Origin of the sequence: Leptospira fluminis, assembly GCF_004771275.1 — a bacterium.
Taxonomy (GTDB): Bacteria; Spirochaetota; Leptospiria; order Leptospirales; family Leptospiraceae; genus Leptospira_B; species Leptospira_B fluminis.
In genome coordinates, this window is the sequence record NZ_RQEV01000007.1 from 1 (window position 1) to 17,318 (window position 17,318).

Consider the following 17,318-nt stretch of genomic DNA (forward strand, 5'->3'; position numbering starts at 1 on the left):
AAGGCATCAAGCCAGGCTTTGAAGAAGTTCGGGGAAGCGTACATGCACGCGTATATGGACAAATGTTTTACGGAAGAAATCCGTCGTAATATCGCATCGGAACTCCTGGACCTACTCCGGAGGCAAAAAGGAACCGCAGATATCGATTCGAGTCTCAGATTCCAGAGACCCAGTATCCTGTATCCCTTCGATTACGGAGCCGCAGGAGCCTTAGGAGTAAAGGCTTCCACCCTAGCTCGGAACGCAAATCTGGTCTTTAGCGAAACGGATCTTTTATCCCTTTCGAATACGGATTCTCCGGAAGAAATACCGGTATCTCTTTCCCTTTCCGATTCCGCCCGAAGCTCCAAAAATCCTTTCCTAGGCTTGAACCTCTCCACCATACAAAGCGGAATCGTATCCGCGGAGAAGACGGTGAGGCCTTCGAACGTTCGAAACAATAGGACGCTGCATCGGAAAAATCTAAGATCCTTGGAATACGTTACGGCGGAATTTACGGGGAAGGAGGAGGCTCCGGTGTACGGAATCCTGAATCTTTCGGATAAGGTAAAATATCCGACCGCCACGCTGGAAGCGCCTCCTACCGACGGATCATCGATCGTCAAATGGGACGGAGAATGGTTCATTACTTACGAAGTGTTCAGAGATCTGGGAATCGCGTTCGCCGTCGTAATGGTGATCATCTATCTATTGGTTCTGGGATGGTTTCAGGATTACATGATCCCGTTGATCATCATGGCGCCCATTCCCATATCGTTGATAGGAATCCTACCCGGGCATTGGATCACCGGAGCGTATTTTACGGCCACCTCTATGATCGGGTTCATCGCCGGAGCGGGGATCATAGTTCGAAACTCGATCATCTTAGTCGATTTCCTTTCCTTTTTGGAAGTTAGAACGATGTGAAGGTCCGCCTGCGATTCCTTACTCCTAAGAAAACTGTGTTTGACCATTCCGGAAAAGGAGAAAGGTGCGGAGTCTCCTACGAAAATCTGTACTTTTTCCACGTTCTTATCGGAAGCTACGGTTTCCGCGAGTTCGCGGGAAAATCTCATCGATTCCTGCAGAGTGGTTCTCGGTTCGTAGTCGATCAAGATCTGAAATTCCTCTTTGTCGTCGAAAGGGAGCATCTTTACTTTTACTAATTTCAATCCGACCAAGGAGAAGGCGCTCAGTAGGAGGATCAAAATTCCGAGTCCGAATAAAAGTGCGTTCTTTCGGGAATGCAAAAGCCATGCGGTCGTGTTCTCGTAGATCCGATTCAATTTCGATTCCGTTTTAACGTTATCGTTCCGATGGGAATGGATTTTCAGAAAGCGATTCGCGGCCCACGGGGTCACTACGAAAGCGACCAAGAGGGATAGAATCATCGCAAGACTTGCTCCAACCGGAATGGGTTTCATATACGGACCCATGAGTCCTCGTACGAAAGCCATGGGAAGGATTGCCGCGATCACCGTAAAGGTCGCCAATATCGTCGGATTTCCCACTTCTCCCACTGCGCGAAGGATCGTGCTCAGGAATTCGCCTTTAGGATTCGACTTTAGATGCCGTTCGATATTTTCCAGAACCACGATAGCATCGTCCACGAGGATGCCGATCGAGAAGATCAAGGCAAAGAGGGTAACTCGATTCAGTGTGTATCCCAAAAAATAATATAAGGATAAGGTCAGGGCCAGAGTAACGGGGATGGAAATGGAAACGATAAACGAAGCGCGTAGCCCCATCCACAAAGCGATCAGAGCGGCGACGGAAAACGTGGCGATCAACAAATGTTCTATCAATTCGTTGGATTTGTCTCCCGCGGTCGAGCCGTAGTCCCGCAATACCGACAATGAAACGTCTTTCGGAAGGCCTTTGGTAAAATTCTCCGCTCTACGAATCAATTCCTTGGAAAGATTCGTTATATCCGTCCCTTTTCTTTTGGAGAAAACGAGGGTGACGGCGTTTCTCGGTTCGGGGCCTAATTTCTTATCCAAGAGTACGGATTCGCGGATTCTTTCTTCCGGTCCTTCCTTCGTTTCCGCCACATCGCTAACACGGATGACCCTGCCTCCTCTCGTCGAAATCGGAGTGGCCTCGACCTGTTTCCTATCGGATATGGGAGTGCCGACCTCTACGTCGTATAGAAAATCTTTTCCCCAATTTTTGCCCGAAAGGACGAAGGCATCGTTCGCCCGGATCCCTTCCGCTATTTCGGAGATACTTAATCCGTGTAAGCGCATCCGATTCGGATCCGCCACTACGCGGATCGATTTTTTTCTTCCGCCTAACAGTTCCGTACGGGCTATATCGGGAGTGCTGGACAATTCTCTGGCAAGCGGAGCAATCTCAGTACGTAGGGAGAAATCGTCTCTTTCCGCCGAGCTGAACGTTAGGGCCAAAAAAGGAACATCGTCTATCGTGTAGGAGCGAACCACCGGTTCCCGGACGTTGGTAGGTAGGGAAGGTCGGAGCTCCATTAGACTATGATGGATTTTTACCAAGGACGGCTCCAGCGGTTCGCCGACTTTGAAACGTACTGTGACGAGCGCTCCGTGGTCCGAACTGGAGGAGTAAACGTATTCGACTCCTTCCAACCCCCAAACGGCTCTTTCGATGGGCTCGACGACGTTGCGTTCCGTCTCTTTCGGTCCGAATCCGGGACTTGCGATCCGTATGTCGATCATCGGAACCGAAATCTGGGGTTCCTCCTCTTTCGGAGTCATGGCCACGGCAAACAGGCCGAGTAGGACGCTCGCGATCGAAAAGACCGGAGTAAGTTTCGATCGTATGAAAGAGGAGGCTACTCTTCCCGCGAATCCGGGTTTCGGATCTTTAGATTCATAGTTCATTATATTTCTCTAAATTATTGTACATATTGAGTCCGGCCCTTACCTTAAGGTATTCGGATTCGAGAACGTATTTTTCCCGCAGGACGTCGACGGTCCGACCGAAAACTTCAGCTATCTGAACGGATTGCAAGGTTCCGCTTCGGAACAATCCCAGATTCACTTCGAGTTGTTCTTCCTGGTTTTTCAGAGCCTCGGAGGTCAACGTAAGACCGTTTTTTAGCGACTCTTCCTGCAAAAGGAGGACTCTGAAATTGGTAGCTTCCCTAGCGCGGATCTCTTCGGCTTTTTTGATAGCGGCCGCGGATTTGCTTTTCGCTTCCTTAACAGCGCCGATGTCGCCGGGATTCAACAAATTCATCTGCAGATAAATTCCGGTATTATACGAAGTTGCGGCACTCCTGCTTCCGTCGTAGGCGTAAGCTTCCGCATAAACGCCCACTTTCGGTAAAAAACGCGATCTTTCGAAATCCACCGCGACTTCCGCCCCTTCCGCATAAGCGGAGTACGCTTCGGAGAGAGGGGTTTTTCCTCCCGCCTTGCGATCGGGAAGAGGCAGATGGAGTTCCGCAAATCGGATCCCGCCTTCCCATTTTCGGGACGGATCCCTTTCGAACGGGGTCCCGCTGAGCATTTGTATGATTTCCTCGGAGGCTTGTCTTCGAGCCGAAAAATCGGATTTCATCGATTCTAATTTTAATCTCAAGGATTGTAAGGCCAGCGCTCCGGACTTGTCCAAGGGATTTCCGGACGCTCCGATCCTGTAGGATCTTATAAAGCGATCCGATTTTTTGATCAATTCCTCGATTTTACGCTCCACCTCGCGGGAGCTTTCTATCGTTTGAAACGCTACTGCAGTTTCGTAATATTCCTTTTTTAGAATGTATTGTTCCTCGAATCTGTTTCCTTCCAGGTTTTTTTGTCTCAATCTCGTGGAGTTTTTCTTTGCTCCGCCTTCGTACAAGGCCAAATCCACTCCTAAGGTTCCTCTCGAATACGTATTGCTTCCGGGATGGTTCAAAGTGTCTTTAGCGGCGAGATTCAAGGAATTCGGGTTCAGATTCTGATAGGGAAGGTTATTGGAGTCCAGATAATTGGAAGGACGTTGTCGCACGCTGGCGGTGGAAAAATCCCCTTCGTTTGCGGCACGCTGTCCCAATTTCCCTTGGAAATTGAGTCCCGGGTCGTTCGTATTATAATTCCTTAAATCCGTATAAACTCTGGGAATCCAATGGTATTCGGAGTTCTCCTTGGAGACTTCGGCCGCCCGAACTTCCAGAGCCTTGGCTTTAACGGCGGGGGAATTTGTTCTTACTTTCTCCCAAAGGGCCGCGAATCCGAGTTTCGATTCCTCCGCGAAAAGCGACGAATGTCCTATAAAAACGATCAGAGAAATTGATACGGAAAACGCGACCTTCATGTCAATTCCCGCCCGTAAGACGGTAGTCGCAGCTTTTCACTCCCAAGAACTTCAAAAGGATCGCCATCGGGCAGAATCCGATAGTCGCGTTCAGGATCATATTTACCGCCACTAAAAGGTTGAGAGCGTATCCCCAAGGGCTTATAAAAAAGCCGATGGATAATCCGATAAGAGAGAAGGACCCCGCTATAAGGAAGAGGAGCCTCTCGAGGTGCCATTTTTTGGATGTTGTCATACATATACCCCCATAGGTATTATATATGAATAATACCCTGGTGGGTATATTTAAAAGTCAAGTAAAAACGTCTCTTTTTCGACGAGGGTGCGAAAAAATCGGATTCGGAGGGATAGGAGAAGGCTACCGATGCCGGAGGGCCCTACGGAGAAATTTCCGCTAAGGCCGCGCTTGTCGTCGGATCGGTTAATCGAAGGTGCGGCTGGCTCCGAACATTAGCGCCGGAATATCCGATTTCAAGGAATGTCTAAATTCCTGTATGCGAACGTCCGTCGCGCTAAAGACGGAATGAGCCAAGGTCCAATCGCTAGAGGTTTTGCCTTTCGTTTGCAATGGGAAATAATACAAGAACGTCATATCGAACTTCCACTTTCCGGATTTGTATCCGAGCCCGAGGGAGGCTAGATCCTGCACCATGATTCCTGCTTGCAGAGCGTTTGTTCCGTCGGATCGAAGTACTCCGGCGTTATGCCTGGCTCCTGCTCGGTAAATCCAGGAGTCGGATTCATATTCTCCTCCTATGCCGGCCGCCCAAGAATCGTGATAATCTATGTTTTGAGGGACGGTATTCGTGGTCCCGAAAACGGTCGGATACCAGGAGGAAGCCAATACCTGTTTGTATGTGGTATCGTAGGAGCTATAATTGTAATATAGAAAGTCCACTCCGACCCGGAAATTTTCCTTTCCGTAAGAGAATCCGAGTCCGTGTCTTTCCGGAAGAAAAAAGGAAGCGGAGACTCCCGTTCGCCCGGGGTTGGCTCCCACTTGCATGTCCCCGTCCAAAGGCAATCTTGCGGAGGTTTGGTAAGAATATGCCGCTTTCACCGAGTCGGAGATTCGGTAGGTAAGACCGAAGATTCCTCCGGCAGAAAAGGCGTTTTGGCTTCGGTAGTAAAATCCTTGTCCTTGGAGTTGGAAGGTTCCGGTAGGATCGTAGTACTTTTGCTCCGCGATTTGGTGAGCATAGATCACCTCTAAGCCTGCTCCGATGAGAAGATTCCCGATCTTGTAGGAGAGGGCGTGAGTGTTTTTAGCTACATAAAACGTGCTGGAATAGGATTCCTTGATCCGTTTCGAATCACCTATCGGACCGGAAATATTCAAGCCGGACCAATTTTGGAAACTTTGTCCGGTCGGTGTTGCGCGGAATAATTGGTTTACGTTCCCGTTCCCACCTCCCGGAATGTATATTCCGACTCCGTACGTCAATCGCTCGGATAGGGGTACCCTGAGGGCTATATAAGGAAGGGGGGCTAGTACATTATATTTTTGAGAATTTTCATAGGCAAGACTCGGGTCGGAATCTAGAAATTGATCTTTATAAGTGGAACGGATGTAAGGCAAAGATACTCCGAATTCCAGTTCCTTTTTGGAACTCAGGCCTAAATTTGCGGGGTTCGTTCCTATATCCATAGGAGATCCGCCTATCGCTAGATTTGTGCCGCCCATTCCGCCGTACCGAGCGTTGTGAGAAGGTTGAAAGATCCCTACGGAAATAATATCTTGGGTCGCGATTCCAAGAAGCAGGGTTATCGGAAAAAGCGGGAAGATTTTGCGAGGCTTCGCGTAGAGCATTGGAATAATGATTTCGCACGCGATTTTTTTACAAGTGCTTTCTTTTTATAATCCGGTTATTACATTGACGAATCCTGGACGCTAAGAACGGGAAGGAGCTGATACGGATGAATACAAACGAACTCAGATCCCTGAGGCAAGAAACGGATCCTTTGGCCGACGGAGTCGTGCAAAAATATTTCCAAGAGTCCTCGTTTGACAGGTCTAAAACCTTATTTTTCTTTGATTTCTTAGCAAAGAATTCCAATCCGATCCCTCCGGGTCTTCCTCCTTACTTCGAAGACTATTTCAAGGAGTCGGAAGTTCTACCGGACTGGACGGACCCGCAACGGATCGCTCAAGCACAGGATATATTTAGTCGCTTTGGACCGCAGATCCTGATGATGCTTTGCGTTAAGTCCTTACCGATGGCTTACTCCTGCGGAAACGGCGCGCAAGTTCTTTTGAAAACCGGAAGATTGGTCGAGCAGAAAGGTTCCGTTTCCGGCGTGAACCGTCGCCTGATGGAAACGACCCAATTCGTGATCTCCATATTGCAGTCGGGCGGACTCGGGCCGGACGGACGAGGAGTGAGAGTCGCCCAAAAGGTCCGGCTGATGCACGCATCGATCCGTTATTTTCTCGCGCAAGGAGGAGATTGGAATCCGGAATGGGGAAGTCCGATCAACCAGGAGGATATGGCCGGAACGTTGCAGTCTTTTTCGAGCCTGGTTCTACAAGGATTGGATCTTTCCGGAATCAAATTAACGACCGAAGAAAAAGATTCCTTTGTCCATCTTTGGAGAGTGGTCGGACATATTCTAGGCGTAAAGCCGGAGCTTTGTCCCGAAGGATACGATGCGGCGTACGCCCTTGGAGAATCCATTTTTTTGGACCAAAGGCAAGCTTCGGAGGCGGGTCAGATCCTGACCCGGTCTTTGATCGACTTTATGGAATACATGCTCCCCGGAAACATATTCGACAATTTGCCTCTGTACTTCCTTCAGATCTATACCGGAGAAGAGACTTCCAAAGCACTGGGATTGCCCTGGCCGCCTAAGGATGATTTGGGGACCTTTATCGAAAAGATTTTTGTGGATTTGGATCTGAAAGCGGACGATGGCAGCGGCTTCAGCAAGCTCTCCTCTTATTTCGCGACGAAATTGTTGTTCTCGATGGATCATTTTTATTACGACGGTAAGAAAGCCAGATTTTGGATTCCGCCGTCACTCAGGGGAAACTGGGGGATTTAAGGGATGGATTTTTGGCAGTCGATTTGGACGAATCCGGAATACCTGGGTAGGTATACGCCCGTAGAGAATCTTCTTCTTTTCCTCGGGGTCGCGTTCTGGGCGTATATGTATCTGGAACTCGCGATCGCTCCGTTCAAAACGCATTTTGTCGAAATGCCGGTCTTTATCGCCTGCGGAAACATCATTTGGGAATTCCTTTGGGGTTTCGTAATCACCGAGCCCATGGGCGCCGTTCTTTTGTGGGGATACAGGCTGGCGTTTTTATTGGATATCGTCATTTTCTCCCACGTGATCCGATATGGCAAAAAACAGATTTCTATTCCTATGAGTGATACCGCTTACAGGATTCTTTTGGCTTTTTTGGTCGTTTCCTGGGGTGTGCTCATTTACACATTCCACGCGGGCGGGTATGATCTGTTTACCGGTTCGAATTCCGCTTACATTCTGAATTTGTTCATTTCGGGGCTGTATCCTCTTCTGTTCTTTAAGATGAAGGATCCGGCATTGTTCTCCTATCCTGTCTCTTGGGCCAAGCTGGTGGGAAACGGATTTTTTACGATTTTTCTTTTTCTCTACTTTCCGAAGGAATACTTCGTTTTGACTCTCGGTGTGCTTTGCTTTATCGCAGATTCGTACTACCTGATCGGTTTTAAACGCTCCCACTAACGAATCATGGTTCACGCGAAGTCCGAAAAGATCCCATACGAGCTGGGAGAGGAAATTTTCGAGGATTCCGTTTCGATCGCGTACCGGGGCTTTTTGGGGGTGGAGCGGAATCCGAAGATCATCCGTGTACAAAAAGCGGAAGGGCGCGAAGCTTCCGCTTTTTATTTCGTAAACGAATTCGAATTGGGAAAGCTGATCTCTAGTTCCGGAATCCTTCGCCCCGAATCCATGCTGGACGTGTCGGAAACGATGTGCCTCGTCTACGAAAACCTTCCGTACGGATTGTTGACCGAACGGTTGAAGAGCGGACTTTTCGTGGAGATGGAGGAGTTCCTCGAAATGGCGATCTCCTTTTCGGAGAATCTGCTGCAATTGCATACTGTCGGGATCGTTCATAACCAGATTTCTCCGAACGCTTTCTTTTACGACGAATCCTCGCGCCTTTCCAAACTGGCATGGCTGAGCGGAGGATCTTTTCTTCTCTCGGACAAAGGAGGATATGTTCCTCAGAGATACACTCTGGACCTTCTCGCATATTGTTCGCCGGAAAATACGGGCAGATTGAACCGGGCCGTGGATTCCCGCTCGGACGGATACGCCCTAGGAGCTCTTTTTTACGAAATCCTTTCCGGAACTCCCCCGTTCCGATCGAGCGATCCGTTGGAACTGATCCATTATCATATCGCCAGGTCGCCCGTTCCCCTCACGAAGTTGCGCAAGGATATACCCCAGGCGGTATCAGATGTCGTAGGTAAATTGCTTTCGAAAATGCCGGAGGAAAGATACCAATCTCTGGAGAGTCTCGTCTTCGATCTGAGAGGGATCAGGGATTCGTTGCATTCCAGAAGGAGGCTTTCCCAATTCATACCCGGAGTTTACGAAGAAAGGATCGGATTTCGCGACTCGGGAAGAGTTTACGATCGCGAACAGGAAAGAAAGATTTTCGAATCGGCGCTCGTCGAGACCGCCCGCGGAAAGCGGGAGATTCTGTTCGTTCAGGGGAAGTCCGGCACGGGGAAGACGACCTTCGTCGAAAACGCCGTATCCTATCTGGACATATATTCCGTACATTTCATCAGGGGAAAGTTCGAAGAGGATAAACAGGATATTCCCTATTTCGCGTTCCGTCAGATCATGAGCGACCTTCTTCGGACCGTTCTGGAGAGAAAAGAGGAAGAGATCGTAAGATTAAAAACCTATATTAAGGAAACGTTAGGTGAAAGTTTCGAGATCCTCGCACATTTACTTCCCGAGCTTGTGGATCTTTTGTCGGTCGGACAAAAAAGGAAGGAACGCAAAAAAGCCAGGGACGAAAAAACCTTATTCGCGGTAACGTTGCGATTCCTTAATCTTTGTTTCGATAGGAGGAATCCCGGCATAATCCTGTTGGACGATTTGCAGTGGGCCGATTCCGCCTCCCAAGCATTGATCGAATATTTTTTACAAAACGAGGAGTGGGAAGGGATCTTATTCGTTTTGACCAACAGATTGGGAGAAGGGGAATTTTCCGATCCTAAGGCGAGACAGATCGCTCCTAATCTAAGAATTCGGGAAATCGTACTTTCTCCCCTGAGTAGAGAAAGCGTCCGTAAGTACGTCCAGGATAGTCTTTACATTGAGGTGGAGGATGCGAACCGATTGGTGGACATACTCGTAGCCAAGACCGACGGGAACCCTCTGTTCCTGCATCAATTTCTGAGGTCGTTGTTCCGGGATGCCTGTCTAACGTTCAATACGTCCACGGGTAAATACGTTCCGGAATGGGAGCGTATCGTGCATCGTACGGTCACGGAAAACGTTCTTGATCTCGTTTTCGAGAGAATTTTGAAACTTCCCGAGGAGACCGCCCTGGTTTTGAGGGTAGGGGCCTGTATCGGAGCTAGATTCGACCTCAGATTACTTTACGATTATTTTAAGGACTCCCCGAATCTTCTCGTGAGAGGAATCCGGGAAAGCGTTCGGGAAGGGATTCTTCTGTACCAGGAGGCGGGAACCATGCTCTTTCCCGCTTTGCAATACATCACGCAAGGAAAAATCGAGGATTCCGGATTACTTTCCTCCCTATCGGAAGTTCGGTTTCGTTTTTCCCACGATAGAATGAGCCAAGGAATCTCGGACGCCACCGATCCGATCGAGCGTAGAAAAATCCATAGACGTCTGGCTCTGATACTCATAGAAAAACAAAAACAAAACGGAACCTCCTCCTTAGTCCTAGAGATCGCGAGTCATCTGGTCCGTTCCCAAGAGCTGCACGAAGACGAGGAAAACAGCGAGGATTTTTTCCGTTATATGGTACTCGCCGGAAACGCTTCCAAAGCCGCAGCCGCTTACGAATCCGCGTATTCGATTTTCAGTCTTCTTTCATCGCACCTGAAAAAAAGACATTGGAATTCCGAGAGAAAGACCGCTTTCGGAATCATGAAGTCTCTGGCAGAGTCCGCCTATTATCTTTTTAAGAAAGAGGAAGCGGAACGGATCGTTCAGGAATTATTGAATCAAGCGGAGAGCGCGATCGAAAAAGCGGAGATCTACCTCATGCAGTTGGAGGTGATGAACGTATATAACGATTTGGAAACCGCTTATCGTATCGGGGTCGATGCGTTGGAATGTCTCGGAATCCGATTCAGGGAAAAACCGGGAGTTTTGGATCTTTCTTGGGAATTCCTGAAGATGATGATCTATTCCAGAGGTAGAAGTCCGGAGAAGTTGGTAGATGCGAAGGAAAACAAGGATCCGCATAAGGTGGAGGCGGTCAACATCATAGTCAACCTACTGAATTACGGAAAGCATATGGACGAGACCGTAATGGCGTATCTTTATCTGAAATTGATCAATCTCACTTTAAAGGAAGGTAATTCTCCTCCTAGCTTTTTCGGATACGCTGGTTTCGGTTCCGTGATTCTGGCCGGGACGGGAAACTTTAAACTTTCGCTTCGATATTGGCAGTTGGCCGAAGCCGTTTTGGAACGTTTCGGTGCGGATCACCTTTATGGGAGGTATATATTCGGCCGAACAATTCTGCTGGATTACTTCAGGCATCCTTTTCGATCGATCGTGGATTTTGCGGAAGAAGCCTATCAAAAATGCCTTCAATACGGGGACTATCTGTGGGCGGGATTCGCATTGGTTTCGCAGAATATGTACCAGTTGTATTCCTCCGAAACGTCCCTATCGTATAGGGAAAAGATACGGGAGAATATCGCCAGAGGATCGAAACTAAATTATGATATTCTAAATATTTTCTTCCATATATCGGAGTCTTATCTCGAAGGATTGGAAGGACAGTCGGTGGAGACGGTCAAATTCAAGGGTTCGATCCTGAGTTATCCGGATTTCGAATCCGGAGTTTTGGACGTAACCGGCAACGGAACCGCGAATTCCTGGTATTCGACTCTGATCGGATCGTCGGCGTACTTGGCTCAGAATTACAGCGAGGCGGAGAGGATTTTCGAAAAATACAAGGACGACGTGGAAAAGTCCAGAATCCTTTTCTTATATTCCGAATTCAGATTTTACAAATCTCTGCTTCTGATCAGAATGTCCGAAAAGGGGAGGAATCTGACCCTAAGAGAAAGATTTTTCCTGAGAAATTCCCGTTTTCTGTTCGCGAGATGGGAGAAGATCTACCCTTCCGCTTTCCGTACGTATTCCGCGGTGCTAAAGGCGGAACTCGCCGAATACAAGGGCAAGTCGGATCTTGCGAATTTTTATTTCGAATCGGCGATCCATGAATTGGAAGTCGAATCCAGCGACCTAAGAAAGGCGATCGTATTCGAGCACGCCGCGCGGTGGAATATAAAACAGGATCGCATAGGTTACGGAAGGTTTCTACTGCAAAATTCGATCCGATTTTACGGATACTGGGGAGCTAGGGTTCTTGCCGAAAGATTGAGGGAGGAATTCGAGGAATTGCTAAGGACTTCCGACGGAGGAAAACGTTCCACAGGAAGGATTCTTTCGGATTCGACTCTTACTTCCTACAACTTGGATATGCGTACGGTGCTGAAGGCTTCGCAAAGCATTTCCGGCGTGATCGAGCTGAACGAATTACTGAGACAGTTGGTACGTACGATCGTGGAAAACGCCGCGGCGACCAGAGGTTTTTTGGTTTTGCCCGTCGGAAAAGAACTCTATCTTAGGGCAGGATCGGACATAGAAGAGCCAGGATTCTTGCCGAAGTCGATCGGCTTGGACGAAGCCGGACACTTGCTCCCGACCGAAGTGATCTACTTTTGTTTCCGCTCCGGGCAGAAAATCCTTTTGGCGGACGCGTCCAAGGATCCGTTGTATTCCGTAAATTCCTATGTTCGCAGGAGTAAGCCGAAATCGCTTCTATGCATGCCGATCACGAAACAGGGGCGTACTCTTTGCGTTCTGTATTTGGAAAACAGACTTACTTCCGGAATTTTCGACCAACATCGGTTGGAGATTTTGGAGATCCTTTCCGCGCAGGCCGTCATTTCCCTAGAAAACGCAAAACTGTACGAAGATATCACTTCCATGAATTCGGAATTGGAAAAGAAAGTCGCGGAACGTACGGAAGAATTGGAGCAATCCCTGGAGATCATTCGGAAGGATATGATCTATTCCAAACGGATCCAGCGGAGTATTCTTCCGGAGCATTTTACCTTTCCGAGATTGAGGTATTCGGTGAATTATCATCCCATGGACGAGGTGGGAGGGGATTTCTACGACCTATCCAAGGTGAAGGAAGGCAAATATAGGTTTTTTCTAGCGGATGCGACCGGTCACGGGGTCCAGGCGGCGCTCGTAACGATGGCCATAAAAGGGGAATACGAGAATTTGAAATTCAAATTCGACGACCCCGGGCAATTGTTATCCGAATTAAATAATGCAATTTTAATGAAATATAAAACTCTTTACTTTACCGCCGTGCTCGCCGACCTGGATCTGAACGAAATGAAAATGCAATACGCCTCCGCCGGTCACGTTTCCCAATACCTGATACGCGACGGCGAGGCGAGCGAACTCTCCAAAACCGGCGCCATCCTGGGCTTTATGAAGGATTATCCGTATAAGACCGAAGGGATGCCGCTTCGTTCCGGGGATCGTCTTTATTTATTTTCCGACGGAGTTTTCGAGGAGTTCGACGTGGATAAGGTCGAATACGGTGAAAGCCGGTTTTTGGATTCAGTCAAGTCGACGACGCATTTCGAGCCGCAGCAGCAAGCCGAGAAGATCATTCATTCGTTGCAGGAATTTCTAGACGGAGAGTCCGTCCAGGACGATATTACGCTGATCGTTCTTGCCGTAGAATGAGTCTTACGGTTCTCGAAGGAGAAGTTTAGGTTTGCTGGGTTTTTTCGTAGTCTTTTATATTCTGATCACTATCCTTGTGGGGGCCTTCGCCTCCAAATTCGTTCGTAGCTCCACGGACTACGTTCTTGCTGGAAGAAGGCTTCCGCTTTTTCTAGCGTCTTCCGCGTTATTCGCCACTTGGTTCGGATCGGAAACGTTGATGGGGGCTTCCTCCAAATTCGTGGACGGAGGGATTCTTTCCGTAATCGAAGATCCTTTCGGTGCGGCTCTTTGTCTTTTCCTCGTCGGATTCGTTTTTGCAAGACCGTTGTATCGGATGAACATCCTCACGTTCGGAGATTTGTATCGAAATCGATTCGGCCGGAAGGTGGAGTTTCTTTCTTCCCTTTTTATGATTCCCTCTTATTTCGGATGGATCGCCGCGCAATTGGTGGCGATGGGAATCGTGTTGAATTCCTTGTTCGATTTCGAAATATACGTCGGGATTCTGATCGCCGCGGTCGTAGTACTGATCTACACGTATGTGGGAGGAATGTGGGCGATTTCGATCACTGATTTTGCACAGACGATTCTGATCGTATTGGGCTTAAGCGTTTTGGTTTGGGATCTGATGGGAAAGGCGGGCGGGATTCAGACCCTGACTTCCGATTCTAGACCCGGATTTTTCGATTTTCTTCCCCCTCCGAAATTGGACGCCGTTTTGGCCTATATAGCGGCGTGGATTACGATCGGGTTAGGTTCCGTTCCCCAGCAGGATATTTTCCAGAGAGTGATGTCTTCCAAATCCGAAAAGGTGGCGGTATATTCCTCGTATCTGGGTGCCCTCATGTATCTGACCGTGGCCTTCCTGCCTTTACTGGCCGGATATTTCGCAAGAAAAGTCTATCCTGATATCGCGGTCGGCGACAATCAGATGATCCTACCGCAGGTAGTACTTGTCCATTCCGGTCTTTTGATTCAGATTCTTTTTTTCGGAGCCTTACTCTCCGCTATCCTAAGTACGGCCTCCGGGGCAATCCTTGCTCCGGCGACAGTACTCGGGGAAAATCTCATCCGACCTTTTTTGAAAGATCCGAACGAGGCTCTTTTGCTGCGGACTCTACGTTTGTCCGTACTGTCCGTTACCGCAGTTTCTACCATAATGGCGTTAAGCGAAACGAACATCTATCAATTAGTCGCCGATTCCTCGTCCATCAGTTTGGTTTCTCTCTTCGTCCCTCTTGTCGCCGCCCTTTTTTGGAAACGATCCAATGCGACCGGAGCGATCTTCGCGATGTTTTGGGGTATGATCGCCTGGATCGGTTTTAAACTTTTCGGACCGGATTGGCTTCCTGCGTCTCTTCCGGGATTAGCGATCAGTTTTTTGGGACAATGGACCGGTTTATATTTTCCGATTTCCCGGTTGGAATCCCCGAAGGATGCTTAAGCGGAAACACGATTGCGACCTGTGGATTTGGATTGATATAGTTTTTCGTCCGCTACCTTAAGAAAATCCTCGGTATTCTGGTCCGATTCCAAAGTGGAGATTCCTATACTTACCGTGACTCGCCACGGAACCCCCTCGAAAATTTCGGATTCTATGCTATTCCGGATCCTTTCGGCAACGAAGAGAGCGCCGTCTTTGCCCGTATTCGTTAAGATGATGCAAAACTCTTCTCCTCCGTATCGGGCCGCTACGTCGCAGTCCCGTACTAGACCGAACAGCAATCCTCCGATTCGGGCAAGTAACCGGTCGCCGGTCAAATGACCGAGCATGTCGTTCGCCTTCTTGAAATTGTCCAGATCCAAGAGTAGGGCCGAAACCGGAAAATCGTAACGTTTCGACGCGGAAAGCATGGTGTTCATTGCCTCCATTAAGTGCCGCCTATTGTATAATCCGGTCAGTTGGTCCTTGTGCGAAAGTTCGAGTAGGTTACGGTTCGATTCCTCCAATTGTAGTTGGAGAAAATTCCCCTTCAGCCGAGCTGTCTCCACGATCACGGAAGAAAACAGGCTTCCGATACTGAATGCGATGATCGGAGCGAGGGTGTTGAAATCTATTTTTTCGTTTAACACGAATTCGTATCCGACCAGAAACCAGAAAAAATTCACCGCTACGATCAGTACGTAGGTCATGATGCTCGTTCGCACGAATAAAGGCAGAGTAAGAAGGCCGAAACAATAGGCGGAATAATCCGTCATGTGCGCCAAGTCTACGAGGGTGAGAGACGTGGTCAAAAGGGTCGCCCCGACAGCGTAAACGTACGTAAGGATTCGCAAGGATTTCGTATCGGAGATTGCGCTTAGCAGAAAATACCAAACGACGGAAAAGACGGCTATTGCTCCGAATGTGAGAATGTATAAATATTGTATTATGCTTCCTTCCGGCAATCCGGGCGAAACCGCGAATTGCACTATCAATAGAGCGGAGATCAGGATGGAAGAGATACAGAGTACTCTCACGGTCTTACCGTTGTCTAACGCGCGTATCTCCCTGATTTGGGAGGATTTTGCCCTAAGCAGATCTTCGTTGATATAGTCCCAGAGTTTCATGGCCGATCAGATTCATAGACGGATGATCGTCGCGGATTTTACACTTAGATCGCACCGAGCGGGCCACTATTTTATAATTTTTTTCTTAATAATGGAGCGAAAGAAAAATGTTTCCCCTTTCGTCCCATATGCAAAAGGTAAAAGGACGTCGTCCGATTTTTCAGAACCCTTTGAATCTTTCCGCCGCCAAACGCTCCAATGCTTCCCTATGATTCGGATGAGCGATTCGAATCAGCTCGTTCGCCCTCTGGCGTAGGTTTTTTCCGTATAGATCCGCCACTCCATATTCTGTAACGATGTAATGAACGTGGGCTCGAGTGGTCGTGACGCTCGCTCCCGGTTTTAAGGTGGCCACGATTCTGGATTCTCCTTTGGAGGTTGTGGATGGGAGGGCGATGATCGGTTTTCCCCCTTCGGATAAGGAGGCGCCACGGATAAAATCCATTTGTCCTCCCACTCCCGAAAATTGGCGAGTGCCTATGGAGTCCGCACAAATCTGTCCGGTAAGATCTACTTCGATCGCGGAATTGATTGCGGTGACCTTAGGATTCTTTCGGATCACGGAAGTGTCGTTGACATAACCTATATCCAGTAGCAGAACTTCGGGATTATCGTCTATAAAGTCGTACAATCTTTTGGTTCCCATAACGAACCCGCTCACCACTTTTCCCGGATGTTTCTTTTTTTTCAGTCCGTTGACGATTCCTTTTTCGATCAAGGGAATCGCTCCGTCCGAAAACATTTCCGTATGGATTCCCAGGTCCTTGTGATTCGACAAACAGGAAAGTACCGCGTTCGGAATCGCTCCGATTCCCATTTGTAATGTTGCGCCGTCCTCGACGAGTCCCGCCACATGCTTTCCGATCAATGTCTCCACCTCGCTAGTAGGAAAAGCCGCGGCCTCCAAAAGCGGAGTGTGACCCTCCACGATGGAGTGGATTTTACTTACGTGCAGGATCCCGTCTCCGTGGGTACGCGGCATATTTGCGTTCACTTGTGCGATCACGATTTTCGCCGTATCGACCGCCGCCTTTGCTATATCTACGGAAACTCCCAAAGAGCAAAATCCGTGCTTATCCGGAGGAGACACGGAGATCAGAGCGACATCTATCGGGAGGATTCCCTTTCGGAATAGGGAAGGGCATTCGCTTAAGAAAACGGGAACGTAATCCGCCCTACCTTCTTCCACGGCTTTGCGCATATTCGCCGCTACGAAAAGAGCGTTGATTTTAAAACTTTCTTCCATGCCCGGAGAGCTGTAGGGAGCTTCCCCTTCCGTATGAATGTGGACGACTTCCACATTTTTAAGTTCTCGGGATCGATTGGCAAGGGCTTGGATGAGAAGCGGAGGGGCCGCAAAGACACTATGAATGAAAACGCGATCGTTGGACCGGACGGAAGATAGGGCTTGGTCGGCAGTGGTAAATGATTGGTTCATGTTAGGATGGAAAACTCGCTAGACTAAATTCTAGTCATACTAGGGATATGGATTCTAAAGTTGGATTTTTTAGTACGAGTTTCTTTCTAAAAGTAAAATTTTCTCCCTT

General features: G+C 48.6%; 10 protein-coding genes and 1 pseudogene. 5 read left to right on the plus strand and 6 right to left on the minus strand.

Features of this window, described 5'->3' with window-relative positions; all coding sequences use genetic code 11:
• A partial coding sequence (locus tag EHO61_RS17325) for an efflux RND transporter permease subunit (RefSeq protein WP_246032023.1) occupies positions 1-906 on the plus strand: 906 nt, incomplete at its 5' end.
• Here the strand turns inward: EHO61_RS17325 and EHO61_RS05320 are convergent.
• The 4 genes and pseudogenes from EHO61_RS05320 to EHO61_RS05335 form a co-directional block, all read right to left on the minus strand.
• Positions 867-2,834, minus strand: a pseudogene (locus EHO61_RS05320) (efflux RND transporter permease subunit); the annotation flags it as partial. The gene EHO61_RS17325 and the pseudogene EHO61_RS05320 sit on opposite strands and share 40 nt — an antisense overlap.
• Entirely contained in the window at positions 2,824-4,251 is a 1,428-nt protein-coding gene (locus EHO61_RS05325; RefSeq protein ID WP_135812610.1) for a TolC family protein, read from the minus strand. The pseudogene EHO61_RS05320 and the gene EHO61_RS05325, both read right to left, overlap by 11 nt.
• A 1-nt stretch (position 4,252) precedes the next feature.
• Entirely contained in the window at positions 4,253-4,486 is a 234-nt protein-coding gene (locus EHO61_RS05330; RefSeq protein WP_425460330.1) for a YgaP family membrane protein, read from the minus strand.
• Between the two features lie 186 nt (positions 4,487-4,672).
• A complete protein-coding gene (locus EHO61_RS05335) occupies positions 4,673-6,061 on the minus strand; it encodes an OmpP1/FadL family transporter (protein ID WP_135812612.1) in 1,389 nt (462 codons plus the stop codon).
• Positions 6,062-6,168: 107 nt separating this feature from the next.
• Between EHO61_RS05335 and EHO61_RS05340 the strand changes: the two genes are divergently transcribed.
• The 4 genes from EHO61_RS05340 to EHO61_RS05355 are packed head-to-tail and all read left to right on the plus strand — an operon-like array spanning position 6,169 to position 14,665.
• Positions 6,169-7,293, plus strand: coding sequence for an oxygenase MpaB family protein (locus EHO61_RS05340; RefSeq protein WP_135812613.1), 1,125 nt, complete (start codon positions 6,169-6,171; stop codon positions 7,291-7,293).
• Between the two features lie 3 nt (positions 7,294-7,296).
• Positions 7,297-7,959: a transmembrane-type terpene cyclase gene (locus EHO61_RS05345; protein ID WP_135812614.1), complete on the plus strand. Its 663-nt coding sequence runs from the start codon at positions 7,297-7,299 to the stop codon at positions 7,957-7,959.
• A gap of 6 nt (positions 7,960-7,965) precedes the next feature.
• Positions 7,966-13,239, plus strand: coding sequence for a trifunctional serine/threonine-protein kinase/ATP-binding protein/SpoIIE family protein phosphatase (locus EHO61_RS05350; RefSeq protein ID WP_135812615.1), 5,274 nt, complete (start codon positions 7,966-7,968; stop codon positions 13,237-13,239).
• A 31-nt stretch (positions 13,240-13,270) separates the two neighbouring features.
• Complete coding sequence (locus tag EHO61_RS05355) at positions 13,271-14,665, plus strand: high affinity choline transporter 1 (protein ID WP_135812616.1); 1,395 nt, start codon at positions 13,271-13,273, stop codon at positions 14,663-14,665.
• Here the strand turns inward: EHO61_RS05355 and EHO61_RS05360 are convergent.
• Both EHO61_RS05360 and EHO61_RS05365 read right to left on the minus strand, forming a co-directional pair.
• On the minus strand, positions 14,662-15,771 hold the full coding sequence (locus EHO61_RS05360) for a GGDEF domain-containing protein (protein ID WP_135812617.1): 1,110 nt from the start codon (positions 15,769-15,771) through the stop codon (positions 14,662-14,664). The two genes, EHO61_RS05355 and EHO61_RS05360, sit on opposite strands and share 4 nt — an antisense overlap.
• 160 nt (positions 15,772-15,931) lie before the next feature.
• A complete protein-coding gene (locus EHO61_RS05365; RefSeq protein ID WP_135812618.1) occupies positions 15,932-17,209 on the minus strand; it encodes an acetyl-CoA hydrolase/transferase family protein in 1,278 nt (425 codons plus the stop codon).
• Between the last annotated feature and the right edge of the window lie 109 nt (positions 17,210-17,318).

What these genes read in the sequence shown, in the direction of transcription:
- EHO61_RS05325 (WP_135812610.1), bottom strand. Translation starts at nt 4,251, where the DNA reads ATGAAGGTCGCGTTTTCCGTATCAATTTCTCTGATCGTTTTTATAGGA.
- EHO61_RS05330 (WP_425460330.1), bottom strand. Translation starts at nt 4,486, where the DNA reads ATGACAACATCCAAAAAATGGCACCTCGAGAGGCTCCTCTTCCTTATA.
- EHO61_RS05335 (WP_135812612.1), bottom strand. Translation starts at nt 6,061, where the DNA reads ATGCTCTACGCGAAGCCTCGCAAAATCTTCCCGCTTTTTCCGATAACC.
- EHO61_RS05340 (WP_135812613.1), top strand. Translation starts at nt 6,169, where the DNA reads ATGAATACAAACGAACTCAGATCCCTGAGGCAAGAAACGGATCCTTTG.
- EHO61_RS05345 (WP_135812614.1), top strand. Translation starts at nt 7,297, where the DNA reads ATGGATTTTTGGCAGTCGATTTGGACGAATCCGGAATACCTGGGTAGG.
- EHO61_RS05350 (WP_135812615.1), top strand. Translation starts at nt 7,966, where the DNA reads ATGGTTCACGCGAAGTCCGAAAAGATCCCATACGAGCTGGGAGAGGAA.
- EHO61_RS05360 (WP_135812617.1), bottom strand. Translation starts at nt 15,771, where the DNA reads ATGAAACTCTGGGACTATATCAACGAAGATCTGCTTAGGGCAAAATCC.
- EHO61_RS05365 (WP_135812618.1), bottom strand. Translation starts at nt 17,209, where the DNA reads ATGAACCAATCATTTACCACTGCCGACCAAGCCCTATCTTCCGTCCGG.